Source organism: Enterobacter cloacae complex sp. SHL012, from assembly GCF_049237505.1.
GTDB lineage: Bacteria > Pseudomonadota > Gammaproteobacteria > Enterobacterales > Enterobacteriaceae > Enterobacter > Enterobacter kobei.
On record NZ_JBMKIZ010000003.1, the window covers coordinates 264,282 to 281,943 of the forward strand.

17 protein-coding genes are annotated in these 17,662 nt (G+C 54.5%); 7 read left to right on the forward strand and 10 right to left on the reverse strand.

Translation table 11 applies throughout. From position 1 onward, the window contains the following. The first annotated feature begins 172 nt into the window (after positions 1–172). The gene (locus ACOTY9_RS12400; RefSeq protein WP_014885091.1) at positions 173–1,210 is read left to right on the forward strand and encodes a LacI family DNA-binding transcriptional regulator; all 1,038 of its coding nucleotides are present in this window, start codon (positions 173–175) and stop codon (positions 1,208–1,210) included. Here the strand turns inward: ACOTY9_RS12400 and lysA are convergent. Continuing rightward, a complete protein-coding gene (gene lysA / locus ACOTY9_RS12405) occupies positions 1,180–2,442 on the reverse strand; it encodes a diaminopimelate decarboxylase (protein ID WP_213783060.1) in 1,263 nt (420 codons plus the stop codon). The genes ACOTY9_RS12400 and lysA overlap by 31 nt on opposite strands. Before the next feature lie 122 nt (positions 2,443–2,564). Here lysA and ACOTY9_RS12410 point away from each other — a divergent pair, with 122 nt between their 5' ends. After that, positions 2,565–3,491 (forward strand): LysR family transcriptional regulator, encoded by a 927-nt coding sequence (locus tag ACOTY9_RS12410; RefSeq protein ID WP_014885093.1) that lies wholly within the window; start codon positions 2,565–2,567, stop codon positions 3,489–3,491. Here the strand turns inward: ACOTY9_RS12410 and ACOTY9_RS12415 are convergent. The 7 genes from ACOTY9_RS12415 to ACOTY9_RS12445 all read right to left on the reverse strand — a co-directional run bounded on the left by ACOTY9_RS12415 (position 3,486) and on the right by ACOTY9_RS12445 (position 11,404). Beyond that, a complete protein-coding gene (locus tag ACOTY9_RS12415) occupies positions 3,486–4,178 on the reverse strand; it encodes an aspartate/glutamate racemase (protein ID WP_014885094.1) in 693 nt (230 codons plus the stop codon). The two genes, ACOTY9_RS12410 and ACOTY9_RS12415, sit on opposite strands and share 6 nt — an antisense overlap. An 88-nt stretch (positions 4,179–4,266) precedes the next feature. Further along, complete coding sequence (gene wzz(fepE), locus ACOTY9_RS12420) at positions 4,267–5,391, reverse strand: LPS O-antigen length regulator Wzz(fepE) (protein ID WP_045134118.1); 1,125 nt, start codon at positions 5,389–5,391, stop codon at positions 4,267–4,269. A 250-nt stretch (positions 5,392–5,641) separates the two neighbouring features. Continuing rightward, on the reverse strand, positions 5,642–7,057 hold the full coding sequence (locus tag ACOTY9_RS12425) for a sugar porter family MFS transporter (protein ID WP_023331227.1): 1,416 nt from the start codon (positions 7,055–7,057) through the stop codon (positions 5,642–5,644). A 312-nt stretch (positions 7,058–7,369) separates the two neighbouring features. After that, positions 7,370–8,131 (reverse strand): 2-dehydro-3-deoxy-D-gluconate 5-dehydrogenase KduD, encoded by a 762-nt coding sequence (gene kduD, locus ACOTY9_RS12430; protein WP_014885097.1) that lies wholly within the window; start codon positions 8,129–8,131, stop codon positions 7,370–7,372. Between the two features lie 62 nt (positions 8,132–8,193). Next, positions 8,194–9,030: a 5-dehydro-4-deoxy-D-glucuronate isomerase gene (kduI, locus tag ACOTY9_RS12435; RefSeq protein ID WP_014885098.1), complete on the reverse strand. Its 837-nt coding sequence runs from the start codon at positions 9,028–9,030 to the stop codon at positions 8,194–8,196. Positions 9,031–9,265: 235 nt separating this feature from the next. Continuing rightward, on the reverse strand, positions 9,266–10,444 hold the full coding sequence (locus tag ACOTY9_RS12440) for an acetyl-CoA C-acetyltransferase (RefSeq protein WP_014885099.1): 1,179 nt from the start codon (positions 10,442–10,444) through the stop codon (positions 9,266–9,268). 93 nt (positions 10,445–10,537) lie between these two features. After that, positions 10,538–11,404 carry a LysR family transcriptional regulator gene (locus tag ACOTY9_RS12445; RefSeq protein ID WP_045281958.1) on the reverse strand — a complete coding sequence of 289 codons (867 nt, stop codon included), beginning with the start codon at positions 11,402–11,404 and terminating at the stop codon, positions 10,538–10,540. Positions 11,405–11,508: 104 nt separating this feature from the next. Between ACOTY9_RS12445 and ACOTY9_RS12450 the strand changes: the two genes are divergently transcribed. Next, on the forward strand, positions 11,509–11,970 hold the full coding sequence (locus tag ACOTY9_RS12450; RefSeq protein WP_032635641.1) for a multidrug/biocide efflux PACE transporter: 462 nt from the start codon (positions 11,509–11,511) through the stop codon (positions 11,968–11,970). A gap of 119 nt (positions 11,971–12,089) precedes the next feature. After that, positions 12,090–13,319: an amino acid permease gene (locus ACOTY9_RS12455; RefSeq protein WP_348565894.1), complete on the forward strand. Its 1,230-nt coding sequence runs from the start codon at positions 12,090–12,092 to the stop codon at positions 13,317–13,319. 63 nt (positions 13,320–13,382) lie between these two features. Here ACOTY9_RS12455 and ACOTY9_RS12460 read toward each other — a convergent pair whose 3' ends face one another. Further along, positions 13,383–13,655, reverse strand: coding sequence for a GNAT family N-acetyltransferase (locus tag ACOTY9_RS12460; RefSeq protein ID WP_014071634.1), 273 nt, complete (start codon positions 13,653–13,655; stop codon positions 13,383–13,385). A 10-nt stretch (positions 13,656–13,665) separates the two neighbouring features. After that, positions 13,666–13,896 carry a 4Fe-4S mono-cluster protein YjdI gene (gene yjdI / locus ACOTY9_RS12465; protein WP_008499689.1) on the reverse strand — a complete coding sequence of 77 codons (231 nt, stop codon included), beginning with the start codon at positions 13,894–13,896 and terminating at the stop codon, positions 13,666–13,668. A gap of 178 nt (positions 13,897–14,074) precedes the next feature. On the opposite strand from yjdI, the gene ACOTY9_RS12470 reads away from it, so the two are divergent. From ACOTY9_RS12470 to ACOTY9_RS12480, 3 genes are all read left to right on the forward strand, one after another. Continuing rightward, positions 14,075–15,715, forward strand: coding sequence for a sensor histidine kinase (locus tag ACOTY9_RS12470; protein WP_348565895.1), 1,641 nt, complete (start codon positions 14,075–14,077; stop codon positions 15,713–15,715). Continuing rightward, on the forward strand, positions 15,699–16,394 hold the full coding sequence (locus ACOTY9_RS12475) for a response regulator (protein ID WP_014885104.1): 696 nt from the start codon (positions 15,699–15,701) through the stop codon (positions 16,392–16,394). Before ACOTY9_RS12470 ends, ACOTY9_RS12475 begins: the two co-directional genes overlap by 17 nt. A 168-nt stretch (positions 16,395–16,562) precedes the next feature. After that, entirely contained in the window at positions 16,563–17,651 is a 1,089-nt protein-coding gene (locus ACOTY9_RS12480) for an ABC transporter substrate-binding protein (protein WP_096217983.1), read from the forward strand. Positions 17,652–17,662: the final 11 nt, after the last annotated feature.

Sequence of the window (17,662 nt, forward strand, 5' to 3'; positions counted from 1 at the left end):
GGTTTGTCGATTATTTTACCAGAGTCAGACTATTACGTTTTACTTCTGAGGGGCCAGGCGAATCGTTACCAAAAAGCGTGATCGTGGCAGAAGTTTTGCCCTTCCCGCATCGCTTATACGCCGTCAGGTCTGTGTTAAACTGCAGGGCATTACGTGGAAGCAGGAATGTAGAATGGCAACAATGCTGGATGTCTCACTGCGTGCGGGCGTGTCGAAGGCTACCGTCTCGCGCGTGCTGAACGGCACGGGTCAGGTTAAAGAGAGTACGCGTCAGCAGGTCTTTGCTGCGATGGAAGAGCTGGGCTACCGCCCCAACTTTCTCGCGCGCTCACTGGCTAACCAGACCAGCAACAGCATTGGTCTGGTCGTCTCCACCTTCGACGGCTTTTATTTTGGGCGCCTTCTGCAGCAGGCGTCGCGGCAGACCGAAACCCACGGCAAACAGCTGATTGTCACCGACGGTCACGACGCGCCGGAACAGGAAGAACAGGCGGTGCAAATGCTGGCCGATCGTCAGTGTGATGCCATTGTGCTTTACACGCGCTATATGAGCGAAAAAGCGATCATCAAACTGATGAATACCGTGCAAACGCCGCTGGTGGTCATCAACCGTGAAGTCAGTCAGGCTCCGGATCGCTGCGTGTTCTTCGAACAGCAGGATGCCGCATTTAAGGCGGTGGATTACCTGATCAATCAGGGCCATCGGGAGATCGCCTGTATTACCGTCCCGATCCACACGCCCACGGGTAAAGCGCGGCTGATGGGCTATCGCAAAGCGCTGGAAAAGCACGGTATTCGCCTGGACGAGCGTCGAATTAAGTACGGTGATGCCGGAATGACGAGAGGCTATGAGCTGTGCAAGGAGCTGATTGCCGACGGCGTGCCGTTTAGCGCCCTGTTTGCCTGTAACGATGATATGGCACTGGGTGCGTCCAAAGCATTGCACCAGGCAGGACTCAAGATCCCGCAGGATATCTCCCTGTTCGGTTTTGACGATGCCCCAAGCGCGAAGTGGCTGGAGCCTGCGCTTTCATCGGTTTATCTGCCGATAGATAACATGATTATTACGGCCATCGATCAGGCGATCCGGCTGGCAAAAAACCAGCCGGTCGATGCGATCCCACCGTTTACCGGCACGCTGGTATTACGCGATTCGGTCACCACCGGGCCGTACTTTACTCAGATGAGTTCTAAAGCCAGCAGTTCCTGAATGGTCTGACGACGACGGATCAACTCCGCTTTGCCGTTATCAAACAGTACTTCCGGCAGCAGCGGGCGGCTGTTGTAGTTCGAGGACATCGACGCCCCGTACGCCCCGGTGTCGTGAAGCACCAGGTAATCGCCCGGCTTCACCTCTGGCAGCGCGCGGGTTTCCACTTTTCCACCTTCCTGCTGAGTGAATACGTCCCCCGATTCACACAGCGGGCCTGCGACAACCGTCTCGCGGCGCGGCGCATTCGTTAAATCGCGGCCATCAGCGGCCAGCGCGGTAATGTGATGATAGCTGCCGTACATCGATGGACGCATCAGGTCGTTAAAGCCCGCGTCAATCAATACGAAGTGGCGGGAGCCCATCTCTTTGACGCTGCGTACCTGCGCCACCAGCACACCGGCTTCGGCCACCAGGAAACGACCCGGCTCAATTTCCAGCTTCACGTCATGACCGAGATGGGCGGCGATTTGGTCACGCGCGGCGCTCCACAGGCCGTAATAGTGATCGGTATCGATCGCCTCCTCTCCTTCGCGGTAAGGAATGGAAAGCCCGCCCCCGGCGGAGATCGCCTCAAGATCCTGGCCAAAATCGACAACCTGGCGCACCATCGCTCCGCAAACCTGCTCCAGATGACCGTAATCCACGCCAGAGCCAATGTGCATGTGAATACCCACCAGCTTCAGGTTGTAACGCTGCAACACGTCAAGCGCGGCTGGCATGTCGGCATACCAGATGCCGTGCTTGCTGTTTTCGCCGCCGGTGTTCGTTTTTTGGCTATGACCGTGACCGAAACCCGGATTCACACGCAGCCAGACGCGATGACCTGGTGAAACCTGACCCAGCTGCTCCAGCATATCCACCGAACCGGCATTCACCGGCACCTGTAGTTCATGCACGCGCGCCAGCGTGGCGTCGTCAATCAGATCCGCAGTAAAGACAATCGCGTCTGGATCGGTTTTCGGATCAAATCCGGCCGCCAGCGCACGTTCGATTTCACCCAGCGAGACAGAGTCAACCTTGACCCCCTGCTCACGCATCAGACGCAGGATGTGAATATTGGAGCAGGCCTTCTGGGCAAAACGCACCACGTCAAACTGATGCAGGGCCGCGATCTTCTCGCGAACGATCTGCGCGTCGTAGACCCATACCGGGCAACCAAACTCGGCGGGCAGGCGGAGCAAGTTTTCGGCATTTAAATCGGTATCAGTTTGATTGAGCGGGCGTGGCATGGTCTTCTCCGGATAAATTCATTTTTCATGATTACGCCACAGCGGAAGGAGAATAAAAAATATCGTTTTATCGTGAGTCTATGCAAAAATGATATGGACAGTTCTCTGCTTTCAGGTGCCCTATGCCCGCTGTGAATTTACGCCATATAGAGATTTTTCACGCTGTGATGACCACCGGCAATCTCACCGAAGCCGCGCAGATGCTGCATACGTCGCAGCCGACGGTCAGCCGCGAGCTGGCGCGCTTCGAAAAGGTACTGGAACTGAAACTGTTCGAGCGCACCCGAGGAAGACTTCACCCAACGGTGCAGGGGTTGCGCCTGTTTGAGGAAGTCCAACGCTCCTGGTACGGGCTGGACAGAATTGTCAGTGCGGCGGAAAGTCTGCGCGAGTTTCGTCAGGGCGAGCTGTCGATTGTCTGTCTTCCGGTTTTCTCTCAGTCTTTTTTACCGACCCTGCTTCAGCCTTTTCTGGCCCGCTATCCGGAAGTCAATCTCACCATCGTGCCGCAGGAGTCCCCCCTGCTTGAAGAGTGGCTTTCAGCACAGCGTCATGATTTGGGCCTGACCGAAACGCTCTCCACGCCTGCGGGAACGGCACGCACGGAGTTACTTTCTTTAGATGAAGTGTGCGTTTTGCCCGCCGGGCACCGGCTCGCCGGTAAGACAGTGATTGCACCAGAGGATTTCCACGGGGAGAACTATATTAGCCTGTCGCAAACCGACAGCTACCGGCAGCTGCTGGATACGCTTTTTGCTGAGCATCAGGTGAAACGGCGGATGGTAGTGGAAACGCACAGCGCGGCGTCAATATGTGCAATGGTGCGGGCTGGCGTCGGCGTCGCGGTCGTTAACCCGCTCACGGCGCTGGATTATGCCGGGAGCGATATCGTGATTCGCCCGTTTAGCCTATCCGTTCCGTTCACCGTGAGCCTGATCCGCCCGCTACACCGTCCGGCCTCCGCGCTGGTGGACACATTCACCGAACACTTAATGGAGCACGCCCGCCAGGTGGCGCTTCGCTTACCTGAACGGCAAAACCCATTATGAGAGCATAAACTCCACGGCATCGGCGGCGTGAATGGCGGCGGTATCAAAGACCGGGACCGGGCTTCGCTCTGCAGGCACCAGCAGGCCGATCTCCGTGCAGCCGAAGATCACCCCTTCAGCCCCCTGCTGCGCCAGCTTTTCAATCACGCTGACGTAATACGCCCGGGAAGGCTCGCTGAAGGTACCCAGGCACAGTTCTTCGAAGATAATCTGATTGAGGCGCGCCCGGTCTTTCTCATCCGGTATCAGGCTTTCGATGCCGAACTCGCTGTGCAAACGCCCGCGATAGAAATCCTGCTCCATGGTGTAGCGCGTGCCGAGCAATGCCACGCGCGACATCCCCGACGAGCGAATCGCACGTCCTGTGGCATCGGCGATGTGCAGGAATGGCAGCGAACAGCGTGCTTCAATGTGCGATGCAACTTTGTGCATCGTATTGGTACACAGCAGAATGCCCTGCGCCCCCGCACGCTCCAGCCCCAGCGCGGCATCCGCCAGTATTTCACCGGCTTTATCCCACTCTCCGCTCGACTGACAGGCTTCAATTTCATGGAAATCAACGCTGTGCAGCAGCAGACTCGCAGAATGCAGTCCGCCCAGACGCTGCTTTACTCCTTCGTTAATCAGGCGGTAATAAGGGATTGTCGATTCCCAGCTCATCCCACCTATCAGGCCGATCGTTTTCATTATCTCTCCTTATCTCTGGTATCTCTTTTAACACAACCGACGCCCATAAAAAAAGGCGCTGTATTCAGCGCCTTTTTAAACCCTGCGTTTATTGTGTCAACGGCTCTGACAGCGGATGACGGGAGAGCATCGCTTCACGCAGCAACACGCTACCGCAGGCAAAGAGCCCGCCCAGGAGTGCCGCCAGAATTACAATCAGAGGTTTGCCCGGACCGTCTTTTTTCACCGGCAAAGACGGAGAAAGCTGATACCTGAAGGGTTCAAGCTTAACGTCTGCAAAGGAGAGATTTTTCAGCTGCGCCAGATAGTATTCCCGGTTCTGGAAGTCCGCGTTCAGCTCCGTCACATCTTTGAGATTTTTTTCAATCTGCAGCTTTTGCGCGATTCCGTCAGCACCGAGCGCAACGGAGTAATCCGGGTCATCTTTTACCGCCTGCCCGCTGCTGTAGACTGGCTTCTTAATGCCCGCAGCATTTGCCACTTCCAGCGAATAATTCAGCCGCTGCAGGTTAGTATTGTGAATATTGGTCAGACGCACACGGTCGAGCTTAAGCTGCTGCTCTACCTCATTCGTCCTCAGGGCGATCTGGTTACGGATATTTTGCACTGTCTCTTTTTCAACAACCGCCGCGATATAATTGATATACCCCTCCAGTACGGTTTGCGCATCACTGGCTTTCGGTGCCGTGAAGCTCAGAGTCCAGGAGACATAAGGCACTTTATCCGCATCTTTTGCCTGCGCGTCATTCACCGCTTTCATTCTTTCCGCAATATTGACGACCGCACGGTGCAGTTCAAGCGCGTCAACCTCAACCTCTTCGAGCTGTGACATGACGTAAGGGGAAGAGGTCAAATACTCTTTGAGCAATGACTGCGACTGGAATTTTTTGATAAACAGGTCAAAGATTTCCGAACGTGTCACCTGCGCCTTCACATCCAGAACCTGCAGCGCAACCATCATCTGGCGCAGCGGGTTCCACTGCGTCTGCTCTGCCGGGGTGATCACCGCTTTACTGGTCCATTTTTGCGGCAACATAAACGCAATAGCCAGACCTGCCAGCGCAAAGATAAAGACGATGGTGACGATGCGTTTTTTCGCGGCAAGCAGAACATCTAACAGACCCAGAAGGTCGATCTCTTTTGGAGAGATTGCGGGGGTAGCATATGAGGGAAAATCGAGATCCGTATTTTTTTTGAAATCCATTGCTGACATAGCCGTTCTTCTGTTGCGATTGCAGTAAAGTCCTGCCTGGTGAATTCAGTGTTCAGATAATACTAGGAAATAAGAATAATCTGAACGCAAGAATCGGCTATGTGTGTGCTTGCTATCAAAGTTGGTAGTTATTTACGACATTGCTCTTGTTAATTATCGAGCTAAAAAAAAGCCGGGTGGCGCTAGCGCTTACCCGGCGTACATTTTGCCCACGCAGGCCCAGTAAACGTAGGGCCCCCCGGCATTTACATTACACGCCGATATTACGCAGTTTTTCCCCGGCCATCAGTTTGCGTTCAATATGTTCCAGCGTCACACCTTTGGTTTCCGGAATCAGCCAGAAGGTCACGCCAATAAACGCCACGTTCAGCACCGTGTAGAGCCAGAAGGTTCCCGCAGCGCCAATGGCATCCAGCAGCGTCAGGAAGGTCGCACCAATGATCATGTTCGACACCCAGTTGGTGGTGGTGGAACAGGTGATCCCAAAGTCACGGCATTTGAGCGGCTGAATTTCGGAGCACAGGATCCACACCACAGGTGCGGCGCTCATCGCGTAACCGGCAATACACATCATGGTCATCCCGACAGAAAGCCAGGAAAGACCGCTTGAGGCCGTGCCGTTATCAAACTGCATCAGGCAGTAGCCGAGGATCAGCGTACCGAGAGCCATCACGCTAAAGCCAATTTTCAGCGCCGGTTTACGCCCGGCTTTATCGACGGTGAATACCGCAATAAAAGTGGCGAACATAAAGGTGAGCCCCACCACCAGCGTGGCAATCATCTGCTGCTCAGTGGTGGTAAAACCGGCCATTTTGAAGATGCGTGGCGCGTAGTACATGATGATGTTCATCCCGGTGAACTGCTGCATCGCCTGCAGCAACATGCCGAGGAACACCGCGCGGCGCACGTTGCGGTTGATCTTAAACAGCGCCCAGCCCCCCTGCTTCAGCTTCAGGCTTTCGCGGATTTCGTTCAGCTCTTCACGCGCTTTTTCAGAAGTATCGCGCAGCATCCGCAGCACCTCTTCCGCCTCGACGTGACGCCCTTTTTGCGCCAGCCAGCGCGGGCTATTGGGCAGGAAGATCACTAGTACAATCAGCACCACCGCAGGCAACGCCAGCACGCCGAGCATGGCGCGCCAGTTGCCGCTGTAGCTGAAGTACGTATCGGACAGGAACGCCAGCACGATGCCCAGCGTCACCATCAGCTGATACATACTGATCATCCTGCCGCGCACATTCTCACTTGCCATCTCAGAGAGATAAAGCGGTGCTGTGTAGGATGCGATCCCCACTGCCACGCCGAGCAGCACGCGGGAAAGCAGCAGCACCTCTACGTTGGTCGCAAATGCAGAGCCAATCGACCCCGCAACAAACAGGACGGCGCCGACCATCAGGCTGTATTTGCGCCCGAGGCGGAACGAAAGCCAGCCGTTAAACAGCGCACCGATAGCCGCACCAAGCATCATGCTGCTCACCACCCACTCCTGCAGGCGATTACTCAACGTAAAATGATCGGTAATAAACGGCAGCGCCCCGGCGATGACGCCGATATCCAGGCCGAACAGCAGACCCGCTACAGCTGCCGCAATGGAGACAAACTGGTTCATGCGTCGGGTATCGCGCAGCGCAGCGGGCATCAGGGTAGAGTCATTGATAGATGTCATATTTTTCCTGCCTCAACAGCAAAATTTGTTAAGTGAAATTACGAGAAAGCGCGGAAAAGTGTCAGGCTGGAATTCGCGAAGATATGGATGATTTCGCTATGGCATAGCGATCTGTGATGGACATTACAATTTCAACTAATCCTGAATAATCACAATATTTTACTAATGCGTTAATTTTTCAGGAATAAAAGTGTGACAGCAGTCATTTATCATTTTTCAGTATGGATTTTTCGTGTTTATCGATATGGATTTTGACAATTTTTAAGCAAAAAAAACCTCCGCTGAAGCGCAGAGGTTTTGTCAGAAGCGACGTTATCGTGCCAGCCAGCCGCCATCCACCGCAATGGTATAACCATTGATGTAGTCCGAGGCTGAGGAGGCCAGAAACACAACCGGCCCCATCAGGTCACTCGGCAGACCCCAGCGCCCGGCCGGGATACGCTCCAGAATGGCCGCACTGCGTTCTTCGTCCGCACGCAGCTGCTGGGTGTTATTAGTGGCCATGTAGCCCGGGGCAATCGCGTTGACGTTGATATTGTGCTGCGCCCACTCGTTCGCCAGCAGACGGGTCACGCCCATCACCGCGCTTTTTGACGCCGTATAAGACGGCACGCGGATGCCGCCCTGGAAGGAGAGCATCGAGGCGATGTTAATGATCTTGCCGCCTTTTCCCTGCGCGATGAAGTGCTTTGCCGCCGCCTGAGACATAAAGAATACGCTCTTAATATTCAGGTTCATGACGTCGTCCCAGTCAGTCTCGCTGAAATTAATCGCGTCTTCACGACGGATCAGACCCGCGTTGTTGACCAGAATATCAATATGGCCCCATTCCGCCACCGCGCGCTCAAGCAGTTGCGGAATGCCGTCAATTTTACGCAGGTCGGCGGTAAGGCTAAGAAAACGACGCCCCAGCGCAGTCACGCGCTCAATCGTTTCTGTGGGTTCAACGATATTAATCCCGACGATGTCACAACCCGCTTCCGCCAGACCTAACGCCATCCCCTGACCCAGGCCAGTGTCGCAACCGGAAACCACCGCCACTTTGCCCTGCAGAGAAAATGCATCCAGAATCATGTTAGTTCCTTACTCTTCAGCGCCTGTCACCAACAGGCAGATTGATACTTAACTGCCCGCGACTAGCGCAGATCCTTAACAGCAACGTGGTCCATGTCATCGAAGACCTGGTTTTCGCCGACCATACCCCAGATGAAGGTATAGGCTTTGGTCCCTACGCCAGAGTGAATAGACCAGCTTGGTGAAATCACCGCCTGCTCGTTATGCATGACGATATGGCGCGTCTCCTGCGGCTGCCCCATCATGTGGAACACGCAGGCATCGTCGTCCATGTTGAAGTAGAAGTAGACTTCCATGCGGCGTTCATGGGTATGGCACGGCATGGTATTCCACAGGTTGCCCGGAGCCAGTTCAGTCAGCCCCATGCTGAGCTGGCAGGTTTCCAGCACATCCGGAACGAAATATTTATTGATGGTGCGACGGTTGCTGGTGAGGTTATCGCCCAGCGTTACGGGCGCTGCGTCCTCAGGCGTCACTTTTTTTGTCGGGTATGAGGTATGCGCAGGGGCGCAGTTATAGTAAAACTTCGCGGGCTTACCGCCGTCGATGCTGGCAAAGACCACCTCTTTCGCCCCTTTACCGACGTACAGCGCATCGCGGTGACCAATCTCGAAGCACTGGCCGTCCACGGTAATCGTGCCCGGCCCGCCGATATTAATCACCCCCAGCTCACGACGCTCCAGAAAATAGCTCACGCCCAGCTGTTTACCCACTTCCCCGCCCACGGAGACGGTTTTTGCCACCGGCATAATGCCGCCGACAATAATGCGGTCGATATGGCTGTAGACCATGGTGTACTTGTCGGCCTCGAACACCTGCTCAACTAAAAACTCACTGCGCAGCCCCTGCGTATCCAGCGTTTTGGCGTGCGCACTGTGAATGCTTTGTCTGACGTCCACGGTAACCTCCAGATGTGGTCATGCCCAAAAGAAGAAAATAAACGAAACAACGTTCCGTTTTCATGATGAACACATACTATCGGCATAAAATAGGCTTTTCAATTAAATTCAAAACAACGTTTCATTTTTTATTTTGTTTATAACGAAAATGACACCCGGATCACGGTTAAGAGGTATGGGAATGAAGGGAGGATAAAAAAAACCTCCCGGAGGAGGTTTCATTAATCAGGAAAGATTAGCGTTCGATGGCCAGCGCCACCCCTTGCCCACCGCCTATACAGAGCGTTGCTATCCCTTTGCGGGCATTGCGTTTTTTCATTTCGTGGACCAGTGAAACCAGTATCCGGCAACCGGACGCCCCGATAGGGTGACCCAGCGCAATGGCTCCACCGTTTACGTTGACCCGCAGCGGATCCCACTCCAGCATTTTGCCGACGGAGATCGCCTGCGCGGCAAACGCTTCGTTCACTTCAATCAGATCCACATCGGAGAGTTGCCACCCTGCGCGATCCAGACAGCGACGGGTAGCGTAGACGGGTGCGATCCCCATCAGTGCCGGATCAACACCCACGCTGGCAAACGCCTTGATGCGGGCCAGGACAGGGAGATCCAGCTCCAGGGCTTTACTTTCACTCATCATCATAACGGCTGCGGCGCCGTCGTTAATGGAAGAGGCATTGCCCGCCGTGACCGAGCCCTGGGTTTCAAACGCAGGATTGAGTCTTGCCAGGCCTTCAGCACTGGCGTCAGTGCGCGGCTGTTCGTCAGTATCCACGACAACCACCTCGCCGTTCTGACGCTGCGTACTGACCGGGACAATCTCGTCGCGAAAACGACCAGAATCAATCGCAGCACGCGCCTTTTGCTGGGAACTGAGCGCGTAAGCATCCTGCAATTCACGGCTGATACCGTACTCGCGCGCCAGGTTTTCCGCCGTCACGCCCATATGATAGTCATTGAACGCATCCCACAGCCCGTCATGCACCAGGCTGTCGAGCAACTGACTGTTACCTAACTGCGCACCGGTACGACTGTCGGTGAGAACGTGCGGCGCACGGCTCATATTCTCTTGTCCGCCAGCAATAACCACATCCGCTTCACCGCATTGAATGGCTTGCGTAGCGAGATGAAGCGCTTTGAGTCCTGAACCACAGACGTCGTTGATGGTGATGGCGGATACGGTGTTGGGCAGACCGCCTTTCAGGGCCGCCTGGCGCGCAGGGTTTTGCCCGGCTCCGGCAGTGAGAACCTGCCCCAGGATCACCTCATCAATTTCGTGTGCGGCGACCCCGCTACGTTCCACCAGCGCTTTGACCACCACGCTGCCCAGGTCAACCGCCGAGTGACGCGCGAGCGCTCCCTGAAAACAGCCGATAGCTGTACGCAACGCACCCACTATGACGACATCTTTCATCACGACCTCTGTGTTAAATGACATGACGATAGTAGAGGATTGTTACTGGCAATTATCTTAATTGTTTAAAAATAGTGAGTTTAATCACAAGGATTAACGGACATCCTGCAGATACTGCCGCAGCCAGCTTCCGGCAACGCCGGGAGGGGATCGTTTATTCCACAGCAGATCGATGCCGATCGCTCTTGGCCAGCCAGGCACATTGAGCTGAACCAGGGATTTCGCGGCGGCAAATTCATCCACCAGCGCGCACGGCAACACGCACCAGCCGAATCCCTGCACTGCCATACTCAAGAGTAACAGGTAATTCGGTGCTGACCAGACGGGCCCTCGCGCAATTTCAGCCTCGCGTTCCAGATAAGTGCTAAGCCGCAGTTCGCGCCAGCCGTGCAGCTCGTCACTCTGCACTTCGGCTTGGCCCGCCAGGGGGTGCGTGGTCGCAACATAAATTGCCATACGGGTCTGCATCGGCAGGCGGGTAACGCCAATGTCGGTGGGGTAACTGTCCCGCGCTTCCGTCAGCCCCACCTGCGCTCGCGCCTTTTGCAGCAGATCGATCACATCCTCTTCCTCGCCAATCAGACATTCGAACGCCGTATGGGGAAAGCGAGCGTCAAACTGCTTCATCATCTCTTCCAGCACGTCCGGGTTCAGGGTATCGGAAAGGACAAATGTCAGACGCGCCTCCGTTTGTGCCGTTAGCGACACCGCCAGTTCATCCAGCCGCGTGCTGGCGGCAAGGATGGCCTGCACATAACCCAGCACCTGTTCACCCTGAGCCGTTAACACCGGCTGACGCGCCGAGCGGTCAAACAGCTCAAAACCGAGATCGGCTTCAAGATGGGCAATGGAGGTGCTGATCGTCGACTGACTTTTACGCAGCCGACGTGCGGCAGCAGAGAAAGAGCCAGCCGCAACGGCCTCAACAAACGCGGTAAGGGCTTCAGGTGAATAGCGCATAACCTATCTACTTTATCGATGGATACCATCTTTAATATATCAGCTTTAACGATAAAAATAGGCCGCATCACCGCCCATACCGGCGAATTAATGAGGTCTACACTATGCAACATCAGGATGCACTCCAACGTAAACTGCCGGAGCGGATCTTCCATGCTGTCTGTTTCGAAGGGATTGCCACGGCGATCCTCGCCCCTACGGCCGCGTGGCTCATGCAGCGCTCCGTAGTGGAAATGGGGGGATTGACCGTTATTCTGGCCACTACCGCCATGCTCTGGAACATTATTTATAACTTCGGTTTCGACCGTTTCTGGCCAGTCCAGCGGGTAACACGCACGGCAAAAGTGCGTGCGCTGCACGCCCTGGGGTTCGAATGTGGGTTTATTGTGATTGGTGTGTCGATTGTCGCTGCCGTGCTGGGCGTCACCTTGCTTCAGGCATTCACACTGGAAATAGGTTTCTTCCTGTTCTTCCTGCCCTACACCATGTTCTATAACTGGGCATACGATAACCTGCGTGAGAAATTCCTTAAGCGTCGCCAGCAACGACGCGCCCTGGCAGGCTAAATGCTCTCTGGCCGGACGCCTGTTCCGGCCAAATGCCAACGAAGCAACTGCGCTCTACGAACATAATTATGGTAAATTGCACGCCATTCTGATGGTTTGATAGTTGAAACGTTGCTCTAATGTCGAAAATTTGGTCAAAAGATGAGACTCTCTGGAGTTTCGCTCTCTATGGCACGGCCGTGGGCGCAGGAACGCTGTTCTTGCCCATTCAGCTGGGCTCTGCAGGCGCTATTGTTCTGTTTATTACCGCCCTTGTGGCCTACCCGTTAACCTACTGGCCGCATCGCGCGCTGGCGCAATTTATTCTCTCTTCAAAAACAAAAGGCAATGAAGGGATCACCGGCGCCGTCTCGCACTATTACGGCAAGAAGATTGGCAATCTGATCACCACACTCTATTTCATCGCCTTCTTTGTGGTGGTGCAGATTTACGCGGTGGCCATCACCAACTCGTTAACCGAGCAACTGGCAAAACACCTGACGGTGGATACCGCCGTGCGCGTGCTGGTCAGTTTAAGTGTGGTGCTGGTGCTGAATCTGATCTTCCTGATGGGACGGCATATCACGATAAAGGTGATGGGCTTCCTGGTATTCCCGCTGATTGCCTACTTCCTGTTTGTCTCGATCTACCTGACCGGGAGCTGGCAACCCTCGCTACTTACCAGCCAGATGGCCGTTGATCGCCATACGCTGCATCAGGTATGGATTTCCATTCCGGTGATGGTGTTTGCCTTCAGCCATACCCCGATTATCTCGACATTTGCCGTGGATCGTCGCGAGAAGTTTGCTGACGCCGCCATGGATAAATGCAAGAAGATCATGAAGGTAGCGTACCTGATTATCTGCCTGAGCGTGCTGTTCTTTGTCTTCAGCTGCCTGCTCTCGATTCCGCCGTCCTATATTGTGGCCGCCAAAGAGCAAGGGGTAACCATCCTGTCAGCACTGTCGATGATGCCCTCTTCTCCCGCATGGCTCGGCATTTCCGGGATAATCGTGGCGATTGTTGCGATGTCGAAATCGTTCCTCGGCACCTATTTTGGGGTCATTGAGGGGGCGACGGAGATCGTGAAGTCGTCGCTCAATCAGGTGGGTATGAAAAAGAGCCGCGCCTTTAACCGCGCGATTTCCATTATGGGTGTGTCGTTAATTACCTTCGCGGTCTGCTGCATAAACCCGAACGCGATTTCGATGATTTACGCCATCAGCGGCCCGCTTATCGCCATGATTTTGTTTATCATGCCGACGCTGTCGACGTACCTGATCCCTTCGCTGAAGCCTTACCGCTCCCCTGGCAGCCTGCTGACGCTGATCGTCGGCGTGCTGTGCGTGTCGGTGATGTTTGTTGGCTAATGTTCCTGCCATACATTGTGCCGGGTAGCGCTGCGCTTACCCGGCCTACATTCCTACAGAGAATCACGCCCGGATATCGTCATATTCCCGCGTATTATCAAACTCATGTTTCGCAAACGGACACAGCGGAATAATTTTACGGTTCTCACCGCGCATCTTCTCGACCACTTTCGCCACCAGCTGTTTGCCAACGCCCTGCCCTTTCAGGCTCGGATCGACATCAGTATGCTCAATAATGCTAAGGTGCTCGCCGGTCGGCACGAAGACAATCTCCGCCACCTGATTTCCGTCTGCATCATTCACGTAAAACTTGTTATGGCCTTCCAGAATATCCATGGTTCCTCGCTTATTTTTGGCGATACTTCAGCGCACCGCTCGGGCAGGTATCAATTACGCGTACAACCGTTTCGACGTCCACTTCATCAGGAATAATCCACGGTTTACGTTTCAGATTAAACAGCTTTGCGCTCCCACGCACGCAGTTACCTGAGTGTTTGCAGATCCCGGTGTTGAAGTACACGTCAATTTTCTCGCCGGTATAGGCCCGGTAACCCGCATCCAGAAGTTCTTTATCCATGACATTGCCTCTGTAATTATTCTCGTGCTGAATGAAGCATAGCCTTACGGGATCCCGATGGCTATCACGTTGAAAACGAAAAGCCAGCTCACAACTCTTTTCTTACCGGATTGCGTCCCCTATTTGCACATGTCAGGCTCCATAAATGTCCCCCTTTTCCATGGCTACCGCGGGTTGAATGAAACGCAGACTCTCTTTTCAGGTAAAGCTGTTTTTAGCGCTGGTGTGCTTCTCCTGCCTGCTGTTAGTGCTGCTGGGTACGATCCTGTTTCATTTTATTGACCGGCAGCTCCATCACGATCTCGGCCAGCGCGCCCGGGTTCAGGCCAGTGAGATTGCGCTGATGCCGGGTCTGGCGGAAAAGGTGGCGGCCAGAGATATCCCCGGCATCGCCCGGTTAATTCAGCCGCTGCGTGCCGAAAGTGACGCCAGCTATATTGTGATTGGCGATACCCGGGAGCAGCATCTTTATCATTCGGAATCCCCGGAGCGCATTAATTTACCGATGATCGGCGGCGATAATGCCGAAGTACTCAAGGGCAAAACCATTATTTCCGTGCGTCAGGGCGGGATTGGGGTTTCGCTGCGCAGCAAAGCGCCCATCTTCAATGCACAGTATCAGGTGATTGGCATTGTCTCGGTCGGCTATCTGACTTCGTATATTGCCAACATTAACGCCCGCATTCTCTGGCAGGCCGGTTTATACGGGATTGCCCTTCTGCTGCTGCTGTTTATTTTCTCCTGGCTGTTTACCCGCAACCTTAAAAAACAGATGTTCAGACTTGAGCCGAAAGATATTGCCCAGCTGGTTTTGCAGCAAAGGGCGCTGTTAGAAGCCATGTATGAAGGGGTATTTGCCGTCAATGAAGAGAAGCAGCTGATTTTAATTAACCGCGCGGCACGAGAAATGCTGGATATTCATCGTAGTGAAAAAGATCTTATCGGCAAGCCGCTGGACGAGGTTCTGCAAACCTCGCCGGGGTTTTTAACACAGCGCTACGCCTCGGTGAGCAGCGGCCGCCACGACCAGATTGCGGTACTTAACCAGCGCGAGGTCATCGTCAACCGCGTGGCGATTGAGGTCGAGCCCGGCGTTGAAAGCGGCTGGGTATACAGCTTTCGCGACAAAAACGACATTAATACCCTCAGCAGCCAGCTCAGCCAGATCAAACGCTATGCCGACAACCTGCGCATTATGCGCCACGAACAGCTGAACTGGACCGCGACGCTGGTGGGGTTGTTGCAGATGAAACACTATGACGAAGCGATCCGCTATATCCAGGTGCAGTCGGAAGGAGCACAGCGCGTGCTGGACTTCGTGTCGGCCCATTTTGCCTCTCCGGCCTTATGCGGGCTGCTGCTCGGGAAATATGTCAGCGCACGTGAAAAAGGGGTTGAGCTACAGTTTGATCCCGCATGCCAGCTCACCCGCATGCCGTCCCGCCTCAGTGAAACGGAGCTGATGTCCATTATTGGTAATTTGCTGGATAACGCCGTGGATGCGACCCTCACCGCACCGGTCCCCGCGCCGGTAGAACTCTATATTTCCGATCGCAACCAGGAGCTGCTGATTGAGGTGGCCGACCGGGGCTGCGGAGTGGATGATGCGCTGAAGCCGCATATCTTTCGACAGGGATTCAGCAGCAAGCCGGACAGTGAAAACGACATTGTGGGTACCGAGCACGGTATCGGCCTGTTTCTGGTGGCAGGCTATATCAACAAAGCGGGCGGCAGCATTGAGATTGCCGACAATACGCCGCAGGGCACGATTTTCTCTGTATTTATTCCGAATGGGCTAAAGCATGACCCAAGCACTTGATGTTGTGATCGTTGAGGATGAGCCGCACCTGGCGGAGCTGCATCGCGAGTATATTGAGCAGAACTTTCATCTGCACGTGGTGGGCATCGCCGCGTCGATTGAGCAGGCATGCAGCCTGATTCGCCAGCATCAGCCGCGGCTTATTCTGCTGGATAACTATCTTCCGGACGGCAAAGGCGTGGAGTTAATCGACACTCCCCTGCTGAAAAGCTATGAGTGCTCGGTGATCTTCATCACCGCCGCCAGCGATATGCAGACCTGCAGCCATGCCATGCGCAGCGGCGCGTTTGATTACCTGATTAAACCGGTCTTTTTCCAGCGCCTGCACGCCTCGCTGGAGCGTTTTATGCGCTTCATCCACACCGTGCAGCAGGTAAAAGTCGTTGATCAGCATGCGCTGGATCGCCTGTTTAACCTGCCTGCTGCTGAATCCCCGCACACGCCGTCGACGAAGGGCATTGAGCCTCAGACCCTGGAGCGGATCAAACGGCTGTTTGCCGATCGTCCCGACAGCGCAATGTCGGTGGAGGAGGTCGTGGAAAACGTCGGGGTCAGCAAAACCACGGGGCGTCGCTATCTTGAATACTGCGTGGAGAGTGGGTTAATCAGCGTCGAAATGCTGTACGGCAATATCGGTCATCCGCGAAGGCTATACCGTAAAGCCCCCGATAAAACGTAATCCGCGAACATTAGCCAGCAAACGTTCGCGGATTCTATGGTGTTAATTGCTGAAACGACGGTGACAATCACACTTCGGAATCATCGCCCGCTTCCCCCTATTGTGGGTGGAGGCCGATAGGCTATGTTGACAATTAGTTCCTCAAATGTAACTAAAAGGTTAACTATAATGTCGAACACATTCCGAATTTCTCTGATTACCGCTACCGTCCTGTTCTCCGCTTCTGCGCTGTCTGCCCTGCCGCAGGGCTATCCGGCTGAGTATCAAAAGGTTGTCGATGCCGCCACGAAAGAGGGCAAAGTTGTCATCTACTCCACCACCGACACCAAAGCCGCCGGGCCGCTGATCGAAGGCTTCGAAAAAACGTATCCAGGCATCAAAGTTGAATATAACGACATGAACAGCACGGAACTGTACAACCGTTTTATCAGCGAACAGGCCTCCGGTGGCGGTAGCGGTGATGTGGTCTGGAGCTCGTCCATGGACACCGGACTGAAGCTCGCCGCTGACTACGCTATGGAGTATAAATCGCCGGAGCAGAGCCAGTTGCCGAAATGGGCGGTCTGGAAAGATAAGGCGTACGGCACCACCTATGAGCCGGTGGTCTTTATCTACAACAAACGCCTGATCCCGGCCGGTGACGTGCCGGATTCACACGCCGCGCTGGCGAAGCTGATTGCCAGCCAGACGGATAAATTCAAGAGTAAAGTCACCACCTATGACATTGAGAAATCGGGTCTTGGTTTTATGCTCTCAGTGCAGGATCACAAGGCCGATCCAAATTACTTTAAAACCCTGGCCGACGTTGCCAAAGGTGGCTTAGCGGTGCAGTCATCTACCGGCACCATGATGGAGAGGGTCTCCTCCGGTGAAAACCTGATCGGCTTCAATATCCTTGGTTCTTACGCTGAAGCGCGTGCGAAGAACGACCCGTCGCTCGGCATAGCCTATCCAAAAGATTACACCCTGGTGCTGTCGCGCGTGTCGTTCATCAGCCAGCAGGCGCAAAACAGCAATGCGGCAAAACTGTGGCTGGACTATGTGCTGTCTGAAAAAGGCCAAAGCATCCTGGCAAATCAGGCGGACATTCCATCCATTCGTAACGATATCGAAGGCAAAAACGATATCGACGGCCTGACCAAAATCCTCGGCACTGCGCTGAAGCCGATCCCGGTTGATGAATCGCTGCTGGAGTATCTGCAACCGAAGAAACGCCTGGAGTACATCAAAGAGTGGCGTGCAGCCGCCGCCAAATAAGCGTCCTGGCG